This window comes from Paraburkholderia atlantica (assembly GCF_009362785.1).
Lineage (GTDB): Bacteria > Pseudomonadota > Gammaproteobacteria > Burkholderiales > Burkholderiaceae > Paraburkholderia > Paraburkholderia atlantica.
The window spans coordinates 184,377-208,701 of the sequence record NZ_WHNQ01000009.1 but is presented as its reverse complement, the minus strand read 5'-3'; the positions used below and the strand labels follow the sequence as shown (position 1 = coordinate 208,701).

Here is a 24,325-nt window from a genome sequence, read left to right as displayed (position 1 = left end):
CCCAGAAAGAAAAACACGCATGGACCCGTGAGGGCGCATGCGTGTGATGTCGTCGTCGCGGCGCTGAACTACGCGCGGCCGCGCGGGAGGGAAACTGCGCTAGTGCGTGACGCGCGTGACGCCGCCGCTCGACAGCAGCCGCACGCGATCGCCGGCGCGGAAGATTTCGCCGGTGGCAGTTTGGGTGATGGCGCGCATGTCGCCGTTGTCGAGCCGCACGGTGATTTCGATGCCGTCGCGCATCGCGACGCGGTTTTCGATCGCATTGCCGGCGACCGCACCGCCGATGCCGCCGACGATACCCGTCGCGACCTGGCCACGTCCGCCGCCGAACGCAGTGCCGGCGAGCGCGCCGAGCGCGGCGCCGCCGAGTGCGCCGATGCCGATCGGCTGACCTTCGTTCGTGCTGATCCGCACCGCGCGCACGCTCTCCACCGTGGCCATCCGAACCGTCTGTTCACGCTGCGCCTGTGAGGCGGTGAAAACGTCGGGAGAGCTGCTGTTGACCGCACACCCCGACATGGCCAGCGAACCGGCGATCAAGGTGGCGACGATCAGGCGACTCGAGGTTCTCATTCCCAAACTCCCATAGCACGCGATATCAGTGCAGGTCGTATCCGAAGGCCTGCTTGAACCGCTCGTTGATTTCCGCCCGGCTGGGCGCGTAGTTTTGCGGGCCTTGATGCTCGATCTTCAATGCGCCCATCAGGCTGGCAAGACGGCCGGTCGTGGCCCAGCCGAGGCCCTTCTCGATACCGTAGAGCAGGCCGCCGCGAAATGCGTCGCCGCAACCGGTGGGATCGAGCACTCGCCTGGCCGTGACCGCCGGGATCTCTTCGATACCGCCGCCGTGATGGATCTGAGCACCCTTCTCGCCGAGCGTGATGATCAGCGCATCGACCTTGCTGGCGATCTGTTCGATCGACCAGCCGGTCTTGTTGCTCACCAGCGCGGCTTCGTAATCGTTGACCGCTACATAGGTAGCAAGTTCAATGACGCGCCGCAGCGTCTCGCCGTCGAACAGCGGCAAACCCTGGCCCGGATCGAAGATGAACGGCACGCCCGCGGCGGCCAGCTGTTCGGAGTGTTGAACCATGCCGTCATAGCCGTCCGGCGCGACGATGCCGAGCGTCAGGCCTTTCACTTCGTCGGCGCGATTCTGATGCGACTGCATCATCGCGCCCGGATGGAACGCGGTGATCTGGTTGTTCTCGAGGTCGGTCGTGATCATCGCCTGCGCCGAGTAGGTGTCGGGTACGACGAGCACGTTTTCCGTCGACAGGCCGAGCTCTGCGAGCCGGTCCAGATAAAGCTGCGCGTCGACGGCGCCGATCGCGCCCATGATGCGCGCGTCGCCGCCGAGCAGATTCAGCGCATACGCGATGTTGCCCGCGCAGCCGCCGAACTCGCGACGCATGGTCGGCACGAGAAAGCTTACGTTCAGGATGTGGACCTGCTCCGGCAGGATGTGCTCCCGAAAGCGGCCTTCGAAGGTCATGATGTTGTCGTACGCGAGCGAGCCGCAGATGAGCGTAGCCAAGGCGAGCGTTCCTGTATGAAAGCGGTGGGGAAAAGACGCGCTGCGCCGACAGCGCCGCGCGAGGCGCGGCGCTGTCGTTCGTGCGCAAGAGGGCTTACTTCAGCGCGGCGAGCGCTGCGTCGTAGTTCGGTTCGTTCTTGATCTCGCCGACCAGTTCTGCGTGCAGGACCTTGTCGTTCTCGTCGAGCACGACGACCGCGCGCGCGGTCAGGCCGGTCAGCGGGCCGCTCGTCACGTCGACGCCGTACGCTTGCGCGAACTCGTGGCCGCGGAACGTCGACGCAGTCACCACGTTCTCGATGCCCTCGGTCGTGCAGAAGCGCGACGCCGCGAACGGCAGGTCGCCCGACACGACGATCACGGCCGTGTTGCTGAGCTTCGCGGCGGCTTCGTTGAACTTGCGCGTCGACGTCGCGCAGGTCGGCGTGTCGAGACTCGGGACGATGTTGAGCACCTTGCGCTTGCCGGCGAAGTCGGCGAGCGTCAGCGGCTTCAGGTCCTTGCCGACCAGCGAGAACGCGGCGGCCTGCTGGCCGACCGACGGGAACGTACCGCTTACTTCGATCGGGTTGCCACCCAGCGTGACTTGACTCATGTGTTGTGCTCCGAAAAGGGCGTCAGTGACGACAATGATGCGCCCGCTCGGGAGCGGGCGCGCGAGGGTGCGTTACGGATAAAAAATCTGTACGCGAAAATTGGAGGCGATCGCGGTGCCGGTGTCGAGGTGCACGATCATCGTCTGCGTCGCATGCGCGGGCAGGCCGGCCGCGATCACGGTGCCGGGCGGCACGTAATCCTGCGGCCACAGCACGCGCCGTACCGCGACGTTGTTCTGATCGTCGAGCAGCGTGAGTTCGATCGCGGGATAGGCGAGCGCGATGTTCAGGCGATTGTGCAGCGGCATCTTCAGCTCGAGCTTGTGCGGGCCGTCGATCTGCCGCAGATCGGAGGGCTCGACCAGCAGGCCTTCGATGTCGTGCGGCGGCGTCAGTTGACAGCCGAGATGCGCGCAGGCCTGCGCATACAGGATCTGCGAGCGCGGCACGTTGACCATGATGGTCTCGCGTTGCCACCACGCGAGTTGCGCGAGCAGCGCAATGACGAGCAGCGCGGCGAGCACCACGCCGGCCACGATCCAGCCGACGCGTCCGGCGTCCACCGGGCGGGTTTCGCGCATCACCGGGAACGGATCGTCGCCAGCGCTGATTGGGGGATTGACCGAGAACGGCTCGCCGCTCGATGGGGCGGACGAAGGACCGCCCGGCGGGCGCGGGCCGCCGGGACCGCCGGCGCCGGAAGCGCCCGCGGCGGCGCCGAAGCCGGCCGCGTCCGCACCGGCCGCGCCGAAGCCAGCCGCACCTAAGCCCGTCGCGCCTAAGCCGGCCGCACCGAAGTGCGGTTCGTTGTCGCGCATGCCATGCAGGCTTGCTGGCCCGCGCCGCGCGCGTTCGTCGAGCATGGACGGCTCGGGGCGTTCGACCTTGTGCCAGACGCGCGGCGCTTCGTCTTCGACGCGCGGCGCTTCGTCGTCGACTCGCGGTGGGGCAGCAGGCGCGGAGGGCGGGACGACAGGCGGTTCATCGACCGCGTCGTCGGCGGGATAGGCGAACGGTTCGAGCGGCGCGTCGGCCAGCGTCGGCTCATCGTCCGCGGGTAGTGGCGCCGAGAAAGCGCCAGCGGGCAATTCAGGTTCGGTCTGGCGCGGAGCGCCGGATGTGACGGTGGCGTGCCCGGTGCCGCCAAGCGGCAGCGGCGCGAGCGGCACGCTGCTCGCGTGGTCGCGCAAACGGCTATCGAGCGTGCTGCGGGAAATGCTGGTGGAGTCCTGTTCCGGAGCCGGTGCTCCCGGGGCCCATGCGTCGCCACTGGAGTCCGGGCCTGGTTGCCGCACTCCCGACAGCGCTTCGATCGCCGCCGCGGCGGCAACCGGCTTGGCCGTGGAAAAATCGCCGCCTTCGGAGACGTCGAACAGACTGCTCGACGCGTCGAAGACTTCCTGACAATGCCCGCACCGCACGAGGCCGCGGCGCTGAGCAAGCTGCGCCGGTTGCAGACGGAAGACAGTTTCGCAGAAGGGGCAACGCGTCGCCAGGTGCATATCGAGCCGTTGAGCCAGAGGCCGTTAGGTTGACAATACGCCTTATTCTAATTGCTTTCGCGACGCGTTCCGGCGAGGCACACCCAACCTTCATGTTCGCGCCACACGCTGATATCGATCCAGCGCGCGTAGACCTGCGCGACTTCGTCGGCCTGGCGCGCGAGAATGCCCGACAGCGCGATGCGGCCGCCCGGCTTCACCTTCGACGACAGCATCGACGCCATCAGCTTCAGCGGATTCGACAGGATGTTCGCGACCACGACATCGAATTCGCCGGCCGGGCAGGCATCGGGCAGGCCGTAGGTCACTTCGGCGTGATTGCGCTCGCTATTGTGACGCGCCGATTCGACCGCCTGCGGATCGATGTCGATGCCGATCACCGGATCGGCGCCGCACTTCTTCGCGAGAATCGCAAGGATGCCCGAGCCGCAGCCGTAGTCGAGCACGGACTGGCCGGGCTTGATCGACTGCTCGATCCACTCCATGCACAGACGCGTGGTGGGGTGGCTGCCGGTGCCGAACGCGAGGCCCGGATCGAGTTCGAGCACGAGTGCGTCGGGGTCCGGCGCATCGTGCCACGACGGCACGACCCAGATGCGCTCGCCGATCTGGATCGGATCGAATTGCGACTGCGTGAGCCGCACCCAGTCCTGCTCCTCGACCTCGCGCACGGTATAGGCCGGCGCGGTTTCGAGTCCGATTTCGTTGGCCGCGGCGGTCAGCAGCACGGCCGGATCATGCTCCGGCGCGAGCAGTGCGATCACGCGCGAATGCTGCCACGCCGTGCGATCCGGCGTGAGACCGGGCTCGCCGAACAGCGGCTGCTCGTCGGGCGTGTCGGCGTCGGCGTCTTCGACCGACACCGACAGCGCGCCCAGTTCGAGCAGCGCGTCGGACAACTCCTCAGCGTGCTCGCGCGCCAGTTCCGCGACCAGTTCCCGATAACTCATGACTTACGCTTCTTCTGCGACCTGCTGACGCGCGGCCAACCGGTTTTCGAGGTAGTGGATGCTGGTGCCGCCTTCGACGAACTTCGCGTCGAGCATCAGCTCGCGGTGCAGCGGGATGTTGGTCTGAATGCCTTCGACCACCATCTCCGACAACGCGATGCGCATCCGGCTGATCGCCTGTTCGCGCGTGGCGCCGTAAGCGATCAGCTTGCCGATCATCGAATCATAGTTCGGCGGCACGAAATAACCATTGTAGGCGTGCGAATCGACGCGGATGCCAGGACCGCCCGGCATATGCCACGACGTCAGGCGTCCCGGCGACGGCGTGAACTTGAACGGATCTTCGGCGTTGATCCGGCATTCGATCGCATGGCCGCGGAACTGGATGTCGCGCTGACGGAACGCGAGCTTCTCGCCGGCCGCGATGCGGATCTGTTCCTGCACGATGTCGACACCGGTGATCAGTTCCGTCACCGGATGCTCGACTTGCACGCGCGTGTTCATCTCGATGAAGTAGAACTCGCCGTTTTCATACAGGAACTCGAAGGTGCCCGCGCCGAGATAGCCCATCTTCTTGCACGCATCCGCGCAACGATCGCCGATCCGGTCGATCAGACGGCGCGCGATGCCCGGCGCCGGCGCTTCCTCGATCACCTTCTGGTGACGGCGCTGCATCGAGCAGTCGCGCTCGCCGAGCCACACGGCGTTCTTGAACGAGTCGGCCAGCACCTGGATTTCGATGTGCCGCGGGTTCTCGAGAAATTTCTCCATGTAGACCTGCGGGTTGCCGAACGCGCGGCCGGCTTCCTCGCGGGTCATGTTGACCGCGTTGACGAGCGCCGCTTCCGTGTGCACCACGCGCATGCCGCGGCCGCCGCCGCCGCCGGCCGCCTTGATGATGACCGGATAGCCGATCTGGCGGGCAATCTTCACGATCTCCTTCGGATCGTCCGGCAGCGCGCCTTCCGAACCCGGCACGCAGGGCACGCCGGTCTTGATCATGGTCTGCTTGGCCGTGACCTTGTCGCCCATCATGCGGATCGTTTCCGGACGCGGGCCGATAAAGGTGAAGCCGGACTGCTCGACGCGCTCGGCGAAGTCGGCGTTCTCCGACAGGAAGCCGTAGCCGGGGTGGATCGCTTCGGCGTCGGTGACTTCGGCCGCGCTGATCAGCGCGGGCATGTTCAGATAGCTCAGATTCGACGGTGCCGGGCCGATGCAGACCGCCTCGTCGGCGAGCTTCACGTACTTGGCTTCCTTGTCGGCTTCCGAATAGACGACGACCGTCTTGACGCCGAGCTCGCGGCAGGCGCGCTGGATACGAAGCGCGATCTCGCCACGATTGGCAATGAGGATTTTTTCAAACATAGCGGGTTTTCGACTCATCAATGGGCGCCGGGTCGGTCACGACGCTGGCTGCCGCAGAGGATCGGTCGCGCGCCTCGGGACGAACGGCGCGCGGGCGGCGAATGGTGCGTGCCGCGTTAGCCGACCACGAACAGCGGTTGGCCGTACTCGACCGCCTGGCCGTTTTCGACGAGGATTTCCTTGACCACGCCCGACTTGTCCGCCTCGATCTCGTTGAGCAGCTTCATCGCTTCGATGATGCAGATGGTCTGGCCTTCCTTGACTGTGTCGCCGACCTGCACGAACGGATCGGCACCCGGCGACGGCGCGCGGTAGAACGTGCCGACCATCGGCGAGGTGACGACGTGACCCTGCGGCGCGGCGGCTGCCGGCGTGGCCGGCGCGCTGGCGGCGGCCGGCGCTTCGACTGCTGCCGGCGCGGCTTGCGGGAATTGCGGTGCGGCGTACGAGGCGGACGGTTGGACGTAAACCGGCGGCGCATTCTTGACGATGCGGACTTTGCCTTCGCCCTCGGTCACTTCGAGTTCGGAAATACCGGACTCCGAGACGAGGTCGATCAGAGTTTTGAGTTTACGTAGATCCATCAGGGTGCCCCTTTCAATGCGTAGTGTGCCGGCGTGTGCAAGTGCAGTAGCCGGCTCAAATTGGACGTGTTTGGATTCAGCCGCGCGACGTGCCGGCGGCGAGCCGGTCGAACGCGAATTCGAGCGCGTACAGATACCCCTTCCAGCCGAGGCCGCAAATTACGCCCTCTGCCTGGTCGGAGAAATACGAGTGATGCCTGAACGGTTCCCGGCGATGCACGTTCGACAGATGAATCTCGACGAACGGGATGCCGACCCCCGCTAGTGCGTCCCGAATGGCCACGCTCGTGTGCGTGTACGCGGCGGGATTGATCAGGATGAAATCGGTTTGTTCGGTGCGGGCCGCCTGAATACGGTCGACCAACGCGCCTTCGTAATTGCTCTGGAACGACGCGAGTTCGACGCCTGCATCGGCTGCACGGTCTGCCAGCGCCTGATCGATCTGCGGCAGGGTCACGCGACCGTAGACCTCGGGTTCTCGGGTGCCGAGAAGGTTGAGGTTGGGTCCGTGCAGTACCAGCAGGCGCGTCATGGTCGCTTCTTTTTCCGTGGAATTGCGCGCACTTTAGCGCTGATTAGAGAAACTTGTCTAGTTTCGCGCGCGTACGCGGCGGCGGCCGGGTTGGGCCGCCGCACAGCCGTGAGCCGAACTTCACTCAAATTCGGGGATTATCCGTGCATTTTTGCTCGTTCTGCACGGAATCGGATGCCAAAAAGCGCAGCGTCGGAAATCGGGGAAATTTACAGCGTATCGAGCGTCTGGCGCAGGGCCGCGGGGTCGATCTGGCCCAATTTTGTCGAGCGGATGTTGCCTTTTGCGTCGATCACGACGGTAAACGGCAAACCGCCGGCGGTGTTGCCGAAGGCGCGCGCGAGATCCGCGCCGCCGAAGCCGGTGATGTAGATGGGGTACGCGACCTTGACCTTCTGCAGGAAGGTCTGGATGTTCTTTTCCGAGTCGACGCCGAGACCGACGAACTGGATGCCCTTCTTCGCGTACTCGCGTTGGATTTGCGATAGCGCCGGCATTTCCTCGACGCACGGAGCGCACCACGACGCCCAAAAGTTGACGACGATCGGGTGGCCCTTGAGCAGGCTCAGCGACTGCGGCTTGCCGTCGACATTCGTGACGGGCGCGCTCCACAGCTGCTGGACGGGGCTCGCATGGGTGTCGGGCTGTGACCCGCCCTGCGCCGCGTACGCGACGTCGATACCGCGATTGAGCCAGTGATTGGCCAGCACGCCGCCGCCTGCAGCGACCAGCGCGACGGCCGCGCCCGCCAGCATACGTCTTGTGTTCATCGTGCTCCGTTCTATCTGGTCAATTGGTGAAGGATGGCACCTGGTCGCCGTCGAGCAGCGCCTGCACCGCCTGCAAGTTCGCCCGCGCCGTGCGGCCGCGCGCGTCGGCGCGCACCGCGCCGCGCAGGTCGTCGGTTTCGTACAGCGCGACATGGATGCCGACCGGCTCGGCGTTGCGATCGTCCGCGGGACGCCACAGAAAGCTCAGCGTCTCCACATAGCCACGTCCCGCGAAATGCCGCGTTTCAGACACGTCGTACTGGATGTTCGCATTCAGCATGTAGATCGCGACTTCCTTCGGGTTGTCGCAAAACACCTGCAGATGCACGTCCGAGTGCTCGCCGGCCGTGCCGCCGAGCACTGCGCCCGTCAGATACGGGTTGAACGGCGCGAGCCGCTCCATCCAGTCGACCGCGATCACACGCAGCCGCCGCAAGAGCGCCGGCTGGCTGTCGCCCTGGAACAGCGACTGATATTCGCGGATTTCTTCTTCGATCTGGTCGTTATCCGGCAGCCATTCGCCGGCAACACGGGTCTCGCCGACGACCTGCCGGGCCGCCTTGCGCTTCGCGCTGGCGTAGTCCAGACCGTCCTCGGCAATCATGCGCGCAGCCGCGATCGCGATTTCCTCGCGCACGCGTTGCGGATCGAAATGTGATTTGCGGACCATCCCTGCATCATACTAGATCGGGCCTGGCGACGCGGTTGGGCGGCCCGGACGGGGCGGCGCCGGGCGTGGCCCGCAGGGGCGGCGCGCGCCGTGTCGGTTACAATAGGCGTCCTTTGCAGACGGTCGTTCCGGCCGTCCTGCGGCCTCCCATCCCTCGCAAAAAAACGCCCCCGCGGCACGACAGGCTTATGCATATCCACATCCTCGGCATCTGCGGCACCTTCATGGGCGGACTCGCGGTGCTCGCGCGCAATGCGGGCCACACGGTGACCGGCTGCGACGCCGGCGTCTATCCGCCGATGAGCACGCAGCTCGAGGCGCAAGGCATCCGTCTGATCGAGGGTTACGACGCGGAACAGCTGAACGGCCTGAACGCGGATCTATTCGTGATCGGCAACGTGGTCACGCGCGGCAACCCGCTGATGGAAGCGATTCTGGACCGCGGCCTGCCGTACGTGTCCGGTCCGCAGTGGCTCGGCGAGCACGTGCTGAACGGCAAATGGGTGCTGGCCGTGGCCGGCACGCACGGCAAGACCACCACGAGCTCGATGCTGACCTGGTTGCTCGAACACGCGGGCCTGAATCCGGGTTTTCTGATCGGTGGTGTGCCGCTGAACTTCGGCGTGTCGGCGCGGCTCACCGATTCGAGCTTCTTCGTGATCGAAGCCGACGAATACGACACCGCATTCTTCGATAAACGCTCGAAGTTCGTCCATTACCGCCCGAAAACGGCGGTGCTGAACAATCTCGAATTCGATCACGCCGACATCTTCCCCGATCTCGCTGCGATCGAAACGCAGTTCCACCATCTGATCCGTACAGTGCCGCGCATTGGCCGCGTCGTCACGAACGGCCGCGAGGACGCGCTCGAGCGCGTGCTGACGCGCGGCTGCTGGAGCGAGGTCGAGCGCTTCGGGGTGCAGGGTGGCTGGGAGATCCAGCCGGCGGAGCAAGGCGTGCCCGTCGACGAACGCTTTGCCGTCTATCACAACGGCGAGCGCGTCGGCGTGGTCGACTGGCAGGTGCAGGGCGAACATAACCGCATGAACGCGCTCGCCGCGATCGCCGCCGCGCGCCATGTGGGCGTGCCGCCCGCGCAGGCCGCGAAATCGCTGTCGAGCTTCCGCAACGTCAAGCGCCGCATGGAAGTACGGGGCAGCGTCGACGGCGTGACCGTATACGACGACTTCGCGCATCACCCCACCGCGATCGAAACGACGGTGGCTGGGCTGCGCGCACGCGTCGGCCGCGACAACACGCGAATTCTCGCGGTGCTCGAACCGCGCTCGAACACGATGAAGCTCGGCGTGATGAAAGCGCAACTACCGGCAAGCCTCGCCGACGCCGACCTCGTGTTCGGCTACGGCGCGCCGAGCGGGCGCGACGCGCTCGGCTGGAACCTCGGCGAAGCGCTCGCGCCGCTCGACGGCAAGGCTCAGGCGTTCGACAACCTCGACGCGCTCGTGAAGGCGGTGGTCCACGCGGCGCGTCCCGGCGATCAGATTCTGGTGATGAGCAATGGCGGCTTCGGCGGCGTGCATCAGAAGCTGCTCGACGGTCTTTCGACGCGAGGCGCGTCGTGATTCTGTATCTGCACGGTTTCCGTTCGTCGCCGAATTCGTTCAAGGCGCGACTGCTCGCGACGCGTCTCGCCGAGCTGGGCCGCGCCGACGAATGGTGCTGCCCGATGCTGCCGGTGTCGCCGCTCGAAACCGTGGCGCTCGCCGAATCGCTGGTCGCCGGCGCGCGCGCGAACGGCGATGCAGGGCAGGTGACCGTAATCGGCAGTTCGCTCGGCGGCTACTTCGCCACGCATCTGGCCGAGAAGCACGGCTGGCCGGCCGTGCTGCTGAACCCGGCGGTCGTGCCGCAGCGTGACCTGAGCGCGTATCTCGGCGAGCAGCCGTTGTGGCATGGCGGCGGCAGCATCGTCGTCGAGCCGCATCATCTGGATGAATTGCGCGCGCTCGGCGTGGCGTCGATCACGCGGCCCGAACGCTATTATTTGATGGCAGCCACCGGCGACGAAGTGCTCGACTATCGCGAAATGCTCGCGCACTATCCGGGCGCGCGCACCACGCTGATCGAAGGCAGCGACCACGCAATCAGCGAGTTCGCGCAGTATCTCGACGACGTGCTGGCGTTCTGCGACGGCGAACACGTCGAGCCGCCGGCGCCGCGCGCGGCGGCTTGACGGCGCGCAAGGGCCGCGGCACCGATCCCCACAAGGACAACAGCCGGAAAGACACACCGACCGCCGCCACCGCTGGTCGCAAGATTCAACCCGCTGGCACGCGCAGTGCGCGCCGCGGATTCACTATCACGAACAGGTTGCCGTGCCGCGCATGCAGTGATCGATCGCCACAGGGCGTCGGGCGCGCCGGCAGATGCAAGTCAGAACGAGAGTATTGAGTGAACGTTTTCTTCGAGGAATCGGGCAGTTTCAAGGCCGGCAGCGTACTGTCGCGTCAGGGTGACGCGTTTCAGGTCGAGTTGCCGGGCGGGCGGCGCGCGAAGGTGCGCGCCAAGGATGTGCTGATCGAGTTCGAGAAGCCCACCGCGGCCGAACTGATGCAGCAGGCCGACGCGTTGGCGCAGGAAATCGATCTGGACTTCCTGTGGGAATGCGCGCCGGACGATGAATTCCCGTTCGCGACGCTGGGCGCCGAGTACTTCGGCGCGAGCTTCGGCGCAATCGAGCGCGCGGCGCTGGTGCTGCGCATGCACGGTTCGCCGGTGTACTTCCGGCGCAAGGGCCGCGGCATGTACCAGCGCGCGCCGCAAGAGCAGCTGAAGATGGCGCTCGCGGGCCTCGAGCGCAAGCGCCAGCAGGCGCTCGTGCAGGCGCAGTACGAGGAAGAACTGAAGGCAGGCCGTCTGCCGGAAGCGTTCGCGGGCGGCAAGGGCCTCGCGCTCCTGACGAAGCCCGACAAGAACACGATCGAGTACAAGGCGCTCGAAGGTGCCGCGGCCGCGCGCGGCATCTCGCAGGCGCGGCTGATGCTCGAATGCGGCGCGATCGCGTCGCCGCGGGCGCTGCACGAAGCGAAATTCCTGTCCGAGTACTTTCCGCACGGCACCGGCTTCCCGTCCGTCGCGGCCGCGAACGTACCCGACGATCTGCCGCAGGCCGACGTCGAAGCGTTCTCGATCGACGACATCACCACCACCGAAATCGACGACGCGTTCTCGGTCGAGCATCTGGCCGACGGCCGCGTGCGGATCGGCGTGCACATCGCCGCGCCAGCGCTCGGCATTCAGCGCGGCGACGACGTCGATGCAATTGCGCGCGCGCGATTGTCGACGGTCTACATGCCCGGCGACAAGATCACGATGCTGCCCGACAGCGTCGTCGACACCTTCACGCTCGCCGAGGGCGGGTATCGGCCGGCGCTGTCGCTGTATGTGATCGTCAATCGCGAGACCCAAGAGATCGTCGCGAGCGAAACGCGCGCAGAGCGCGTATTCGTGAAGAACAATCTGCGCCACAACACGCTCGACGAAGTCGTCACCGAGGAGGCGCTCGCCGAGGGCACCGGCGAGTATCCGCACAAGGACGATATCGCCGTGCTGTGGCCGTTCGCGCAGGCTCTGTTCGAAAAGCGCCAGACCGCGCGCGCCGGCTACGGCCTGCGCCGTGAAGTGCAGCGCAATACCGACTTCAATTTCTATGTCGACGGCGAGCACATCACGATCACGCCACGCCGGCGCGGTTCGCCGCTCGACACGATCGTCGCCGAACTGGCGATTCTCGCGAACTCGTCGTGGGGCGCGTTCCTGCACGATCACGGCGTGCCGGGCATCTATCGCACGCAGCGCGCGTTCGGCGCGCCGAGCGGGCCGAAGCGCACGCGCATGCAGACCAACGCCGCACCGCACGAAGGGCTCGGCGTGTCGCAATACGCGTGGAGCACGTCGCCGCTGCGCCGCTACGTCGACCTCGTGAACCAGTGGCAGCTGATCGCATGCGTGCAGCATGGCGTGACCGCCAAGCTCGCCGCGCCGTTCAAGCCGAAGGACGCCGATCTGTTCGCGGTCGTGCAGGGCTTCGACGATACCTACACCGCATATGCCGACTACCAGCGCCGCATGGAGTACTTCTGGTGTCTGCGCTGGCTCACGCAGGAAAACCGTAAGCAGGTCGTCGCGTCGGTCGTGAAGGGCGATCTCGTGCGGCTCGAGGAAATTCCGCTGCTGCTGCACGTGCCGGGTCTCGGCGTGCATGCGCGCGGCACGCGCTTGCAACTGGAAGTGATGTCGATCGATGAACTGACGATCGAAGCGTCGGTGCGTCTGTTGCACGTGCTCGACGCGCCGACCGTGACGAGCGGCGCCGAAGCCGAAGAAGGCGAGGACGAGGGCGACGAAGAGTTGCTCGACGCCGCGGACGACAGCGCCGAAAGCGAAGCGGAGGCGGAAGCCGAAGCCGACGGCGGCAATCCGAACGACGACCCCGGCGCCGACGAATCCGCGGCAGGCGGCAACGGCAACGACAACGACGCCGCGAACACCGCCGACAACGACCAACACATCACGGAGCCGGGACGATGAGCGGCAACCCAACGCGGGACCGCTACGCGGTCATCGGCAATCCGGTCGGACATAGCAAGTCGCCGTTCATCCACGGCCGCTTCGCCGCGCAAACCGGCGAGCCGGTCGAGTACGGTCATCTTCTCGCGCCGGTCGACGCGTTCGTGCCGCACGTGCGTGCGTTCATCGACGCGGGCGGGCGCGGTCTGAACGTGACGGTGCCGTTCAAGCTCGACGCGCATGCGTTCGCGAACACGCTGTCGCCGCGCGCGGCGGCCGCCGGCGCGGTGAACACGCTGAGGGTCGACGCCGACGGCATCTATGGCGACAACACGGATGGCTTCGGCCTCGTGCGCGACATCGAGGTGAACCTCGGCGTGTCGCTGAAAGGTGCGCGCATCCTGTTGCTCGGCGCCGGCGGGGCCGCGCGCGGTGTGGTGCTGCCGATGCTGGACCGCGCGCCGCATACGTTGACGATCGTCAATCGCACGGCGCAGAAGGCGGAGGCGCTGGTCGACCAGTTCGCCCAGGCTGCCGGCGACGCGCACTGCCGTCTGAGCGGCGGCAGCGCCCGCGCGATCGAAGGGGGGCAGTACGACGTGATCGTCAATGCGACCGCGGGCAGCCTCGATGCGTCGCTGCCCGAGTGCGACGACCGCGCGTTCGGCAACGGCACGCTGGCTTACGACATGATGTACAGCGCGCATCCGACCGTCTTCATGCAGCACGCGGCAAAGCTCGGAGCGCGTGGAGCCGATGGCCTCGGCATGCTGGTCGAGCAGGCCGCCGAATCGTTCTACGTGTGGCGCGGTGTGCGCCCCGACGGCGCGCCGGTGCTCGCCGAGTTGCGCGCGCTGCTGACTGCGCCGCCGCCCGCATAACGTCAGCGCGCGGATAGCACGCACCATGACAGCGACGCGGCGCGCCAGCGGTTCGCGCGGCCAGGCCGGCCCGCTGCGCTGGTTCGCCTGGCTGATCGCGGTCGTGGCCATCGCCTGGCTCGCGACGCAGGCGTACTACTTCGCGCAGATCGCGATCTGGAACGTAGTCAATCCGCGCTCGACCGCGTTCATGCGCTCGGACGCGTGGCGTCTGTCGCAGGACCGGCCGGATCTGTCGGTACAGCGCACATGGGTGCCGTACGACCAGATTTCGCGCAACCTGAAGCGCGCGATCATCGCGTCCGAAGACGCGAACTTCGTCACCAACAAAGGCTATGAAACCGACGCGATGCTGCAGGCATGGGAGCGCAACAAGGCTCAAGGCCGGATCGTGCGCGGCGGCTCGACGATCTCACAGCAGCTTGCGCGCAACCTGTTCCTGTCGCGCGAGAAAAGCTATATCCGCAAGGGCCAGGAGCTGATCATCACGTGGATGCTCGAAACGCTGATGGACAAGCAGCGCATCTTCGAGATCTATCTGAATTCGGTCGAATGGGGCAACGGCGTGTACGGTGCCGAGGCGGCCGCGCAGTACTACTTCAAGACCTCGGCGAGCAAGCTCACGGCCGCGCAGTCGGCGCGGCTCGCGGTGATGCTGCCGCGCCCCAAATATTTCGACGAACACCGGAATTCCGCGTATTTGACGCAACGCGCGCGCGTGATCGCGCGGCGGATGGGCGCGGCCGAATTGCCGGACTGAAAGCGCACGCCTTTCCCTGCTTATCCCGCTCCGAAGCCCGCCTCGCGCGGGCTTTTTTGCGTGTTTTCGCAGCGGCATGGCGTTGCGCTAAACACTTGATCGCCGACTAAAATCTCACTATCTGGACTCAACATTCACATATTGGTGATTCTCAAAAGTCGCCCTACAATCCAAGCCAACATGCATCGCAAGTAGGCGCTCCAGCGCGCCGAAACAGCGAGCCGCGACAGAAGAAACCGGAGACGAGGCCAACATGTCTGGCAGCCAACCACAGCAGCCGCGCGAGCGCGGCGCCGCACGCATCCCCGCCCTGTTCTCATGCCCCGCGCGCTAAGCGCAGAAACCATCCGAAAGCGAATCGCCATGAACAAAGCGATGCACACTCACGGAGCCAGCCGGGCCGAGGTGGCGCCGGGGTCGACCGGCGGGCCGGACAGCGCCGCGAATCCCGCGCCGCGCGAGGCCACCGCCAATGTCGCCGCCAGTGCGTCCGCTACCGCGAGAGCGTCGCGCCCGGTGCAGCGCGCGGCGACCGTCGACGGCCTCGGGCTGCCGGTCACGCTGCTGGAAATCACGCCGCAGCAGGCGGGCACGCAGACGTTGCTGCGCGGTCTCGCCATTCTCGAGGCGGCCGCGGCCGGCGTGCGCGACCTGCGTAGCTTCGGCGCCGCGCTCGGCACGACCCGCAGCACCACGCATCGTCTCGTCAGCAGCCTCGTGCAGGCGCGCTATCTGCGCCAGGTGCAGGGCGGCTATCTGCTCGGGCCGAAGCTGATCGAGCTCGGCACGATCGCGCTCGAACAGATGCCGCTGACGGCCGTCGCACGTCCGCACCTGCAGTCGCTTGCCGAGCAGACGCTCGACACGATCCACCTCGGCGTGCGCGACGGCGACGACGTGCTGTACATCGACAAGATCCCCGGCACGCGCGGCCTTGAAATGCGCTCGCGCGTCGGCCATCGGATGCCGCTCGCGTCGACCGGCATCGGCAAGGCGATGATGCTCGACCTCGCGCCGGACGCATGGCAGTCGCTGTTCGACGCGTCGCGCCGCGCGCTCGCGGGCGTCAGCTTCAAGCCCGACAACCGCCCCGACGCACCGACCTTCCTGCAGCGCATGACGAACTACGCGGCCGGCGGCTACACATTCGATCTGGAAGAGAACGAAGCGTCGATCCGTTGCGTCGCGGCGCCGGTGCGCGATGCGTCGGGCGCGATCGTCGCGGCGTTGTCGGTGGCGAGCACGATTCCCTATATGCCGCTCGAACGGATGGACGAACTGATTCCGGTCGTGCAGCGCGAGGCACGCGCGATCTCGGAAGAACTCGGTTGGCGCGCACCGCAACCGGCCACGCGCAGGATCAAGCGATGAAACAAGCGGGCACTGCCACGCTGGCGAACCACCAGGCGCCCGCCGCGCCCAACGCGGGCGTGAAGTCGGATGCGACCGACGGCACGGATGCCGCCGCCGTCGATTTCACGCACGCCGCACTGATCGCGCTCGACTGGGGCACCACGTCGCTGCGCGCCTATCTGTTCGACGCGCACGGTCGCGTGCTGGCGACGCGCGCATCGACGGCCGGCATCATGAATCTGCCGCGCAGCGCGGCCGAGGGCGGCTTCGACGCCGCGTTCGACGACGCCTGCGGCGCATGGCTCGACCACGCGCGCAGCGTGCCGGTGATCGCGGCGGGAATGGTGGGCAGCGCGCAGGGCTGGCTCGAAGCGCCGTATGTCGAGACACCGGCGAACGCCGATGCGCTGGTGGCCGGCATCGTCCGCGTGCAGACCGCGCGCGGCGCGACGCTGCACATCGTGCCGGGCGTGCTGCAGCGCGGAGAGCTGCCGAACGTGATGCGCGGCGAGGAGACGCAGATTGTCGGCGCACTCAGCGCGGACGCGAACGGCGCGCAAGACGCGAGCGCCGTCGACAGCAACGCCCGCTCACTGATCGGCCTGCCCGGCACGCACGCGAAATGGGCGCTCGTGCAGGCGGAGCGCATCGAGCGTTTTCATACTTTCATGACCGGCGAGGTGTTCGCCGCGCTGCGCGAGCACACGATTCTCGGCCGCACGATGGTCACACCCGATCGGCCGGATACCGAAGCTTTTTTGCGCGGTGTGAACATCGCGCGCGAGAAAGGTCAGGCTGGCGTGCTCGCGACCGTGTTCAGCACGCGCACGCTCGGCCTGACCGGCGCGCTGTCGAGCGAGGCACAGCCCGACTATCTGTCGGGCCTGCTGATCGGACACGAACTCGCCGGCCTCGAAGCGGTACTCGCTCAGCAAGGCAGCTCGCTCGCGCAGCAGAGTCTGCGGCTGATCGGCAACGACGCGCTGTGCGAGCGCTACCGCCTCGCGCTCGCGCAATTCGGCTGTCTGCGCGCGGAGCCGGTCAGGCACGCGACCGAACGCGGCCTGTGGCGCGTTGCCGTCGAGGCGGGGCTCGTCCGGCCGTCCGCCCAGGCGGCGCGCGCGGGCTGACCGGCGGCAGAGCCCTTTACGACGCTCACGAAACAAGGAACCGACATGCAACCACACATCAATCTGCCCGGACAGTACATGCCGCACGCGGGTCTGATCGCCGCGTTCGAAGCCTGTCCGCTGATCGCGATCATGCGCGGCGTCACGCCCGCCGACGCGGCCGATCACGGTCAAGCCCTGTACGAAGCGGGTTTTCGCATCGTCGAAGTACCGCTCAATTCGCCGCAGCCGTTCGACAGCATCTCCGCGATCCGCAAGGTGCTGCCGGCCGACGCGATCGTCGGCGCGGGCACGGTGCTGCATCCGCTGTACGTCGACGATGTGAAGTCGGCGGGCGGCGAGCTCGTCGTGATGCCGCACAGCGATCCGGAAGTCGTGATCGCGGCGAAGGCGCGCGGCCTCGCTTGCGCGCCCGGCGTCGCGACGCCGACCGAAGCGTTCATCGCGCTGAAGAACGGCGCGGACGTGCTGAAGATGTTCCCCGCCGAGCAGCTCGGCTGCCAGGTCGTCAAGGCATGGCGTGCGGTGATCGCCGCGCAGGTGCCGCTCGTGCCGGTCGGCGGCATCACGCCGGACAACATGGGCCCGTTTCTGAGCGCCGGCGCCAACGGTTTCGGCCTCGGCTCGGCGCTGTACAAGCCGGGCCAGAGCGCGGCGGTGACCGCGTCGCATGCGAAGGCGTTCATCAACGGTCTGCGAATCGCCCGCGCGGGCGTGAAGAAATGAACCGGCTCGCCGGCAAAGCTGCTCTCGTGACCGGCGCCGGGCGCGGCATCGGCGCCGCGATCGCGCTCGCATTCGCGCGCGAGGGCGCGGCGGTCGTGCTGGCGGAACTCGACGTCGATACCGCACAGCGCACGGCCGCGCGGATCGAGGCGGAAGTCGGCGCCGGCGCGCGCGTGCTCGCGGTGCAGACCGACGTGACGCAACCCGCGTCGGTACGGCATGCGGTCAGCGAAGGAGAGCGCGCGTTCGGCGCGCTCGACATCCTCGTCAACAACGCGGGCATCAACGTGTTCTGCGATCCGCTGACGATGACCGATGCCGACTGGCGGCGCTGCTTCGCGGTCGATCTCGACGGAGTGTGGAACGGCTGTCGCGCGGTGCTGCCGGGCATGGTCGAGCGCGGCGCCGGCAGCATCGTCAACATCGCGTCGACACACGCGTTCAAGATCATTCCGGGCTGCTTCCCGTATCCGGTCGCGAAGCATGGCGTGATCGGCCTCACGCGCGCGCTCGGCATCGAGTACGCGCCGCGCAACGTGCGCGTGAACGCGATCGCGCCGGGCTACATCGAGACGCAGTTGACGCACGACTGGTGGAACGAGCAGCCCGATCCGGCCACCGCCAGGCAGGCGACGCTCGATCTGCAACCGATGAAGCGCATCGGCCGCCCGGAGGAAGTGGCGATGACCGCGGTGTTCCTCGCATCGGACGAGGCGCCGTTCATCAACGCGAGCTGCATCACCGTCGATGGTGGCCGCTCGGCGCTGTATCACGACTGAATTCGCATCGCCAAAGACGCACAGAACACCGGACGACGCGCTGGCCGCGTGTGTCAGGACCGGTATTAGAAGACGCGGCCGATTACCTTCTCGTTATCAATTAGTCAGGAGACACGCATCATGAAACGCAGAATTTTCCTCACGCTGGCAGCGGCGGCGACGGGTGTGCTCTTCAACGCGCCGGTCGTACAGGCTGCCGATACGGTCAAGATCGGCTTCCTCGTGAAGCAGCCGGAAGAGCCGTGGTTCCAGGACGAATGGAAGTTCGCCGAGATCGCCGCCAAGGAGAAGGGTTTCACGCTCGTGAAGATCGGCGCGCCGTCGGGCGAGAAGGTGATGAGCGCAATCGATAACCTCGCCGCGCAGAAGGCGCAGGGATTCGTGATCTGCACGCCCGACGTCAAGCTCGGGCCGGGCATCGTCGCCAAGGCGAAGGCCGACGGCCTGAAGATGATGACGGTCGACGACCGCCTCGTCGACGGCGCGGGCAAGCCGATCGAAGCGGTGCCGCATATGGGCATCTCGGCGTATAACATCGGCAAGCAGGTCGGCGACGGCATCGCGGCTGAAATCAAGAAGCGCGGCTGGGACATGAAGGACGTCGGCGCGATCGACGTAACCTACGAACAGCTGCCGACCGCGCATGACCGCACCACCGGCGCAACCGACGCGCTGATCGCCGCGGGCTTCCCGAAAGCGAACGTGATCACCGCGCCGCAGGCAAAGACCGACACGGAAAACGCGTTCAACGCGGCCAACATCGCGCTGACGAAGAACCCGCAGTTCAAGCACTGGGTCGCTTACGCGCTGAACGACGAAGGCGTGCTCGGCGCGGTGCGCGCGGCAGAAGGCCGTGGCTTCAAGGCCGACAACATGATCGGCATCGGCATCGGCGGCTCGGAATCCGCGCTGAACGAGTTCAAGAAGCCGCAGCCGACAGGCTTCTTCGGCACCGTGATCATCAGCCCGAAGCGCCACGGCGAGGAAACCTCGGAACTGATGTACTCGTGGATCACGCAGGGCAAGGAGCCGCCGCTGCTGACGCTGACGACCGGCATGCTGGCGACGCGCGACAACGTCGGCGAAGTGCGCGAGAAGATGGGCCTCGCGTCGAAGTAATCGCGGGTCTCGCGGTGACATGAAGTACACCGCTGGCGCGCCGCCCTTTCCGCATCGCGCGGAGGGCGGCGCGTAGGGTTCAAATGAGGGATGAGGAGGCGAAGTGTCAGCGACGCTACGTTTTGACAATATCGGCAAGGTTTTTCCAGGCGTGCGTGCGCTCGACGGTGTGTCCTTCGACGTCAACGTCGGCCAGGTGCACGGTCTGATGGGCGAAAACGGCGCGGGAAAATCGACGCTGCTGAAAATTCTCGGCGGCGAGTATCAGCCCGACTCGGGCCGCATGATGATCGACGGCAAAGAGGTGCGCTTTCCGAGCGCGGCCGCGTCGATCGGTGCCGGCATCGCGGTGATTCACCAGGAACTGCAGTACGTGCCGGACCTCACGGTCGCGGAAAATCTGCTGCTCGGCCAGTTGCCCAATGCGCTCGGCTGGGTCAACAAGCGCGAGGCGAAGCGTTTCGTGCGCGAGCGGCTCGAAGCGATGGGCGTCGCGCTCGATCCGAACGCGAAACTGCGCAAGCTGTCGATCGCGCAGCGGCAGATGGTGGAAATCTGCAAGGCGCTGATGCGCAACGCGCGCGTGATCGCGCTCGACGAGCCGACCAGTTCGCTGTCGCATCGCGAGACCGAGGTGCTGTTCAAGCTGGTGCGCGATCTGCGCGCCGACAACCGCGCGATGATCTACATCTCGCATCGGATGGACGAGATCTACGAGCTGTGCGACGCGTGCACGATCTTCCGCGACGGCCGCAAGGTCGCGTCGCATCCGACGCTCGAAGGCGTGTCGCGCGACACGATCGTCAGCGAGATGGTCGGGCGCGAAATTTCGGACATCTATAGCTATACGGCGCGGCCGCTCGGCGAAGTGCGTTTCGCGGCGAAGGCGATCGAAGGTCATCCGCTCGCGCAGCCGGCCAGCTTCGAGGTGCGGCGCGGTGAGATCGTCGGCTTCTTCGGACTCGTCGGCGCGGGCCGCAGCGAGCTAATGCATCTGGTGTACGGCGCCGAGCATCGCAAGGGCGGCGAACTCGTGCTCGACGGCAAGCCGATCAAGGTGCGCAGCGCGGGCGAGGCGATCAGGCACGGCATCGTGCTGTGCCCCGAAGATCGCAAGGAAGAGGGCATCGTCGCGATGGCGAGCGTCGCGGAGAACATCAACATCAGCTGCCGCCGTCACTACCTGCGCGCGGGTGTGTTTCTCGATCGCAAGAAAGAGGCGCAGACAGCCGACCGCTTTATCAAGCTGCTGAAGATCAAGACGCCGCATCGCCGGCAGAAGATCCGCTTCCTGTCGGGCGGCAACCAGCAGAAGGCAATTCTGTCGCGCTGGCTCGCCGAGCCGGATCTGAAAGTCGTGATTCTCGACGAACCGACCCGCGGCATCGACGTCGGCGCGAAGCACGAGATCTATAACGTGATCTATCAGCTCGCCGAGCGCGGCTGCGCGATCGTGATGATTTCGTCGGAATTGCCCGAAGTGCTCGGCGTGTCCGACCGGATCGTCGTGATGCGCCAAGGCCGCATTTCCGGCGAGCTCGCGCGCAAGGATGCGACCGAGCAGTCGGTGCTGGGCCTCGCGCTGCCGCAAAGCTCGACCGCGCTACCTGGTGACTCGAACACGAATGCCAACGCAGCCAACCAGAGCGGCTCGCGCGCGGCCTGAACCTTATCCGGACGAGAGTCCGCAACCCGTGGGGAACGGGGAGGAGTATTGAACATGCAAGCCAGAGAAAACCTCGCGCAGCAGGCCGCCAAGAGCGCGGCCGACGCGCTGATTCCGCAGACCAGCGACAAGGCCAGGTGGTGGCAGCAGATCACCGAGTACAGCCTGATCGTGATCTTCATCGTGATGTTCGTCACGATGTCGCTGACCGTCGATCATTTCTTCTCGATCGAGAACATGCTCGGCCTCGCGCTGTCGATCTCGCAGATCGGCATGGTCGCGTGCACGATGATGTTCTGCCTCGCGTCGCGCGACTTCGACCTGTCGGTCGGCTCGACCGTCGCGTTCGCCGGCGTGCTGTGCGCGATGGTGCTCAACGCGACCAATAGCACCGTCATCGCGATCATCGCGGCGGTCGCGGCGGGCGCGGTGATCGGTTTCGTCAACGGCGCGGTGATCGCTTATCTGCGGATCAACGCGCTGATCACGACGCTCGCGACGATGGAAATCGTCCGCGGCCTCGGTTTCATCGTGTCGCATGGTCAGGCGGTCGGCGTATCGTCGGATACCTTCATCGCGCTCGGCGGCCTGACGTTCTTCGGCGTGTCGCTGCCGATCTGGGTCACGCTGATCTGCTTCATCGTGTTCGGCGTGATGCTGAACCAGACCGTGTACGGCCGCAATACGCTCGCGATCGGCGGTAATCCGGAAGCGTCGCGGCTCGCCGGTATCAACGTGGAGCGCACGCGCGTCTACATCTTCCTGATCCAGGGCGCCGTCACCGCGCTTGCCGGCGTGATTCTCGCATCGCGTATCACGTCGGGTCAGCCGAACGCCGCCGAAGGCTTCGAGCTGAACGTGATCTCCGCGTGCGTGCTCGGCGGCGTGTCGCTGCTGGGCGGCCGTGCAACCATCTCGGGCGTCGTGATCGGCGTGCTGATCATGGGCACGGTCGAGAACGTGATGAACCTGTTGAACATCGACGCGTTCTATCAGTACCTGGTACGCGGCGCGATCCTGCTCGCGGCCGTGTTGCTCGACCAGTTGAAGAACCGCGGCTCGCGCGACTGAGTCGCTTTCACCCCATCCCAAGCTCATAAAGGAATCGAACGATGTCGTCTCCGGCCAATGCAAACGCCAGTCTCGCTGACACCGCGTACGCGCGCTATCCGAGCCTCGTCGACCGTACGGTGCTGATCACGGGCGGCGCGACCGGCATCGGCGCATCGTTCGTCGAGCACTTCGCGGCGCAGGGCGCGCGCGTCGCGTTCTTCGATATCGACGCGAACGCAGGCGAAGCCCTCGCCGACCAGCTCGGCGATTCGAAGCACAAGCCACTCTTTCTGGCCTGCGATCTAACCGATGTCGACGCGCTGCAAAAAGCGATCGCCGACGTGAAGGCGGCGCTGGGTCCGATCCAGGTGCTGATCAACAACGCGGCGAACGACAAGCGCCACCAGATCGCCGAGGTGACGCGCGAGTCGTTCGACGCCGGCATCGCCGTCAACATCCGCCACCAGTTCTTCGCTGCGCAGGCCGTGATGGAGGACATGAAGGCTGCGCGTAGCGGCTCTATCATCAACCTCGGCTCGATCAGCTGGATGCTGAAGAACGGCGGCTATCCGGTGTACGTGATGTCGAAGTCGGCGGTGCAGGGGCTGACTCGCGGGCTCGCGCGCGACCTCGGCCACTTCAATATCCGCGTCAACACGCTGGTGCCGGGCTGGGTGATGACCGAGAAGCAGCTGCGCCTGTGGCTCGACGACAACGGCCGCCGCCAGATCAAGGAAGGCCAGTGCATCGACGCCGAGCTGATGCCGGCCGACCTCGCGCGCATGGCGCTGTTCCTCGCCGCCGACGACAGCCGCATGATCACCGCGCAGGACATCGTCGTCGACGGAGGCTGGGCGTGAGCGGCAACCCGCGCGTGCAACGGGCCACGCTGCTGCTCGACGCGCAGTGCGAGCTCGGCGAAGGCGCGACCTGGTGCGCCCGCAGCGGCCGTTTCTACTGGACCGACATCGAAGGCGCGCGGCTGTGGCGCTACGATCCGGCCGACGGCAGCAGCGATTCGTTCGACATGTCCGAGCGGCTCGCCACCTTCGCGCTGTGCGAAAACCCGCGCTACGTGCTGCTCGGGCTCGCATCGCATCTGGCGTTTTTCGATCTGCAGACCGGCACTACGCGGCGGATCGTCGACGTCGAACCCGGCATGAACACGCGCGTGAACGATGGCCGCTGTGATCGGCAAGGGCGCTTCGTGTTCGGCACCAAGGACGAAAGCGGGCAACGGCAGACGGTCGCCGGCTTTTATCGGTTGAATCACGATCTATCGCTCGAACGTTTACCGTTGCCAGCGCCCGCAATTTCGAACAGCATCGCATTCAGTCCCGACGGCGCGACGATGTACTACTGCGATTCGCCGACGCGTGAAATCCGCGCGTGTGACTATCGCGCGGACGGCAGCATCGCGAACGATCGCCTGTTCACGCGTCTAACCGATGCGAACGGCATCCCCGACGGCTCGACCGTCGACAGCGACGGCGGCCTGTGGAACGCGCAGTGGGGCGGCGCGCGCGTGGTGCGCTACGGACCCGACGGCGTGGAAACCGAGCGCATCGACGTGCCGACCACGCAGCCGAGCTGCGTCGCGATCGGCGGTGCCGCGCTCGGTAAGGCCGCGGGCAGCGCCCAGGGCGAGACGGCGCTCGACACGCTGTACATCACGAGCGCCTACGCCGAGCTCGATGCGACGGCGCGCGCGGCCGATACGCTCGCGGGCGACCTGTTCGTCGCGACACTCGCACGGCGCGGTGTTGCGGAACCGCTGTTCCAGGGCGCGCCTATCTAGCGCAGAATGACGCAGCCC

At 66.3% G+C, this 24,325-nt stretch carries 24 protein-coding genes; 14 read left to right on the top strand and 10 right to left on the bottom strand.

From position 1 onward, the window contains the following. Window positions 1–99: 99 nt before the first annotated feature. The 10 genes from GCT19_RS16030 to GCT19_RS15985 form a co-directional block, all read right to left on the bottom strand. Window positions 100–576, bottom strand: a complete 477-nt coding sequence (locus tag GCT19_RS16030) for an outer membrane lipoprotein (protein ID WP_013090574.1) — start codon at window positions 574–576, stop codon at window positions 100–102. A gap of 25 nt (window positions 577–601) precedes the next feature. After that, entirely contained in the window at window positions 602–1,540 is a 939-nt protein-coding gene (locus tag GCT19_RS16025; protein ID WP_018437645.1) for a carbohydrate kinase family protein, read from the bottom strand. A gap of 94 nt (window positions 1,541–1,634) precedes the next feature. Continuing rightward, window positions 1,635–2,135, bottom strand: coding sequence for a thiol peroxidase (tpx, locus tag GCT19_RS16020; protein WP_013090572.1), 501 nt, complete (start codon window positions 2,133–2,135; stop codon window positions 1,635–1,637). 72 nt (window positions 2,136–2,207) lie between these two features. Further along, window positions 2,208–3,638, bottom strand: coding sequence for a zinc-ribbon and DUF3426 domain-containing protein (locus tag GCT19_RS16015; RefSeq protein ID WP_152852490.1), 1,431 nt, complete (start codon window positions 3,636–3,638; stop codon window positions 2,208–2,210). 47 nt (window positions 3,639–3,685) lie between these two features. After that, window positions 3,686–4,588 carry a 50S ribosomal protein L11 methyltransferase gene (gene prmA, locus GCT19_RS16010; RefSeq protein ID WP_018437647.1) on the bottom strand — a complete coding sequence of 301 codons (903 nt, stop codon included), beginning with the start codon at window positions 4,586–4,588 and terminating at the stop codon, window positions 3,686–3,688. Between the two features lie 3 nt (window positions 4,589–4,591). Continuing rightward, on the bottom strand, window positions 4,592–5,956 hold the full coding sequence (gene accC, locus GCT19_RS16005) for an acetyl-CoA carboxylase biotin carboxylase subunit (protein ID WP_013090569.1): 1,365 nt from the start codon (window positions 5,954–5,956) through the stop codon (window positions 4,592–4,594). 116 nt (window positions 5,957–6,072) lie between these two features. Next, on the bottom strand, window positions 6,073–6,540 hold the full coding sequence (gene accB / locus GCT19_RS16000; RefSeq protein WP_018437648.1) for an acetyl-CoA carboxylase biotin carboxyl carrier protein: 468 nt from the start codon (window positions 6,538–6,540) through the stop codon (window positions 6,073–6,075). A 76-nt stretch (window positions 6,541–6,616) separates the two neighbouring features. Beyond that, on the bottom strand, window positions 6,617–7,072 hold the full coding sequence (gene aroQ / locus GCT19_RS15995) for a type II 3-dehydroquinate dehydratase (protein ID WP_152852489.1): 456 nt from the start codon (window positions 7,070–7,072) through the stop codon (window positions 6,617–6,619). Between the two features lie 209 nt (window positions 7,073–7,281). Next, window positions 7,282–7,842, bottom strand: coding sequence for a TlpA family protein disulfide reductase (locus tag GCT19_RS15990; protein ID WP_026229111.1), 561 nt, complete (start codon window positions 7,840–7,842; stop codon window positions 7,282–7,284). Between the two features lie 19 nt (window positions 7,843–7,861). Beyond that, window positions 7,862–8,512 (bottom strand): hypothetical protein, encoded by a 651-nt coding sequence (locus tag GCT19_RS15985; protein WP_018437651.1) that lies wholly within the window; start codon window positions 8,510–8,512, stop codon window positions 7,862–7,864. A 188-nt stretch (window positions 8,513–8,700) separates the two neighbouring features. Here GCT19_RS15985 and mpl point away from each other — a divergent pair, with 188 nt between their 5' ends. The 14 genes from mpl to GCT19_RS15915 all read left to right on the top strand — a co-directional run bounded on the left by mpl (window position 8,701) and on the right by GCT19_RS15915 (window position 24,307). Next, window positions 8,701–10,095, top strand: a complete 1,395-nt coding sequence (gene mpl, locus GCT19_RS15980; RefSeq protein WP_152852488.1) for a UDP-N-acetylmuramate:L-alanyl-gamma-D-glutamyl-meso-diaminopimelate ligase — start codon at window positions 8,701–8,703, stop codon at window positions 10,093–10,095. Continuing rightward, window positions 10,092–10,706, top strand: coding sequence for a YqiA/YcfP family alpha/beta fold hydrolase (locus tag GCT19_RS15975; RefSeq protein WP_018437653.1), 615 nt, complete (start codon window positions 10,092–10,094; stop codon window positions 10,704–10,706). Before mpl ends, GCT19_RS15975 begins: the two co-directional genes overlap by 4 nt. Window positions 10,707–10,924: 218 nt before the next feature. Beyond that, the gene (locus GCT19_RS15970; RefSeq protein WP_321576812.1) at window positions 10,925–13,063 is read left to right on the top strand and encodes a ribonuclease catalytic domain-containing protein; all 2,139 of its coding nucleotides are present in this window, start codon (window positions 10,925–10,927) and stop codon (window positions 13,061–13,063) included. Then, window positions 13,060–13,923, top strand: a complete 864-nt coding sequence (gene aroE, locus GCT19_RS15965) for a shikimate dehydrogenase (protein WP_018437655.1) — start codon at window positions 13,060–13,062, stop codon at window positions 13,921–13,923. Before GCT19_RS15970 ends, aroE begins: the two co-directional genes overlap by 4 nt. Before the next feature lie 25 nt (window positions 13,924–13,948). Next, window positions 13,949–14,683, top strand: a complete 735-nt coding sequence (gene mtgA / locus GCT19_RS15960) for a monofunctional biosynthetic peptidoglycan transglycosylase (RefSeq protein WP_152852487.1) — start codon at window positions 13,949–13,951, stop codon at window positions 14,681–14,683. Window positions 14,684–15,046: 363 nt separating this feature from the next. Then, entirely contained in the window at window positions 15,047–16,054 is a 1,008-nt protein-coding gene (locus tag GCT19_RS15955; RefSeq protein ID WP_152852486.1) for an IclR family transcriptional regulator, read from the top strand. Next, entirely contained in the window at window positions 16,051–17,166 is a 1,116-nt protein-coding gene (locus GCT19_RS15950; RefSeq protein ID WP_026229112.1) for a 2-dehydro-3-deoxygalactonokinase, read from the top strand. The genes GCT19_RS15955 and GCT19_RS15950 overlap by 4 nt, the downstream gene beginning before the upstream one ends. A 45-nt stretch (window positions 17,167–17,211) precedes the next feature. Next, window positions 17,212–17,892, top strand: coding sequence for a 2-dehydro-3-deoxy-6-phosphogalactonate aldolase (locus tag GCT19_RS15945; RefSeq protein ID WP_013090557.1), 681 nt, complete (start codon window positions 17,212–17,214; stop codon window positions 17,890–17,892). After that, the gene (locus GCT19_RS15940) at window positions 17,889–18,671 is read left to right on the top strand and encodes an SDR family oxidoreductase (protein ID WP_152852485.1); all 783 of its coding nucleotides are present in this window, start codon (window positions 17,889–17,891) and stop codon (window positions 18,669–18,671) included. The genes GCT19_RS15945 and GCT19_RS15940 overlap by 4 nt, the downstream gene beginning before the upstream one ends. A 120-nt stretch (window positions 18,672–18,791) precedes the next feature. Beyond that, complete coding sequence (locus tag GCT19_RS15935) at window positions 18,792–19,790, top strand: arabinose ABC transporter substrate-binding protein (RefSeq protein WP_013090555.1); 999 nt, start codon at window positions 18,792–18,794, stop codon at window positions 19,788–19,790. A 103-nt stretch (window positions 19,791–19,893) separates the two neighbouring features. After that, window positions 19,894–21,456, top strand: a complete 1,563-nt coding sequence (gene araG, locus GCT19_RS15930; RefSeq protein ID WP_018437659.1) for an L-arabinose ABC transporter ATP-binding protein AraG — start codon at window positions 19,894–19,896, stop codon at window positions 21,454–21,456. Between the two features lie 54 nt (window positions 21,457–21,510). Beyond that, on the top strand, window positions 21,511–22,527 hold the full coding sequence (gene araH, locus GCT19_RS15925) for an L-arabinose ABC transporter permease AraH (protein WP_018437660.1): 1,017 nt from the start codon (window positions 21,511–21,513) through the stop codon (window positions 22,525–22,527). Window positions 22,528–22,568: 41 nt separating this feature from the next. Next, window positions 22,569–23,369, top strand: coding sequence for an SDR family NAD(P)-dependent oxidoreductase (locus GCT19_RS15920; protein WP_018437661.1), 801 nt, complete (start codon window positions 22,569–22,571; stop codon window positions 23,367–23,369). Beyond that, window positions 23,366–24,307, top strand: a complete 942-nt coding sequence (locus GCT19_RS15915; protein WP_176137225.1) for an SMP-30/gluconolactonase/LRE family protein — start codon at window positions 23,366–23,368, stop codon at window positions 24,305–24,307. The genes GCT19_RS15920 and GCT19_RS15915 overlap by 4 nt, the downstream gene beginning before the upstream one ends. Window positions 24,308–24,325 lie beyond the last annotated feature (18 nt).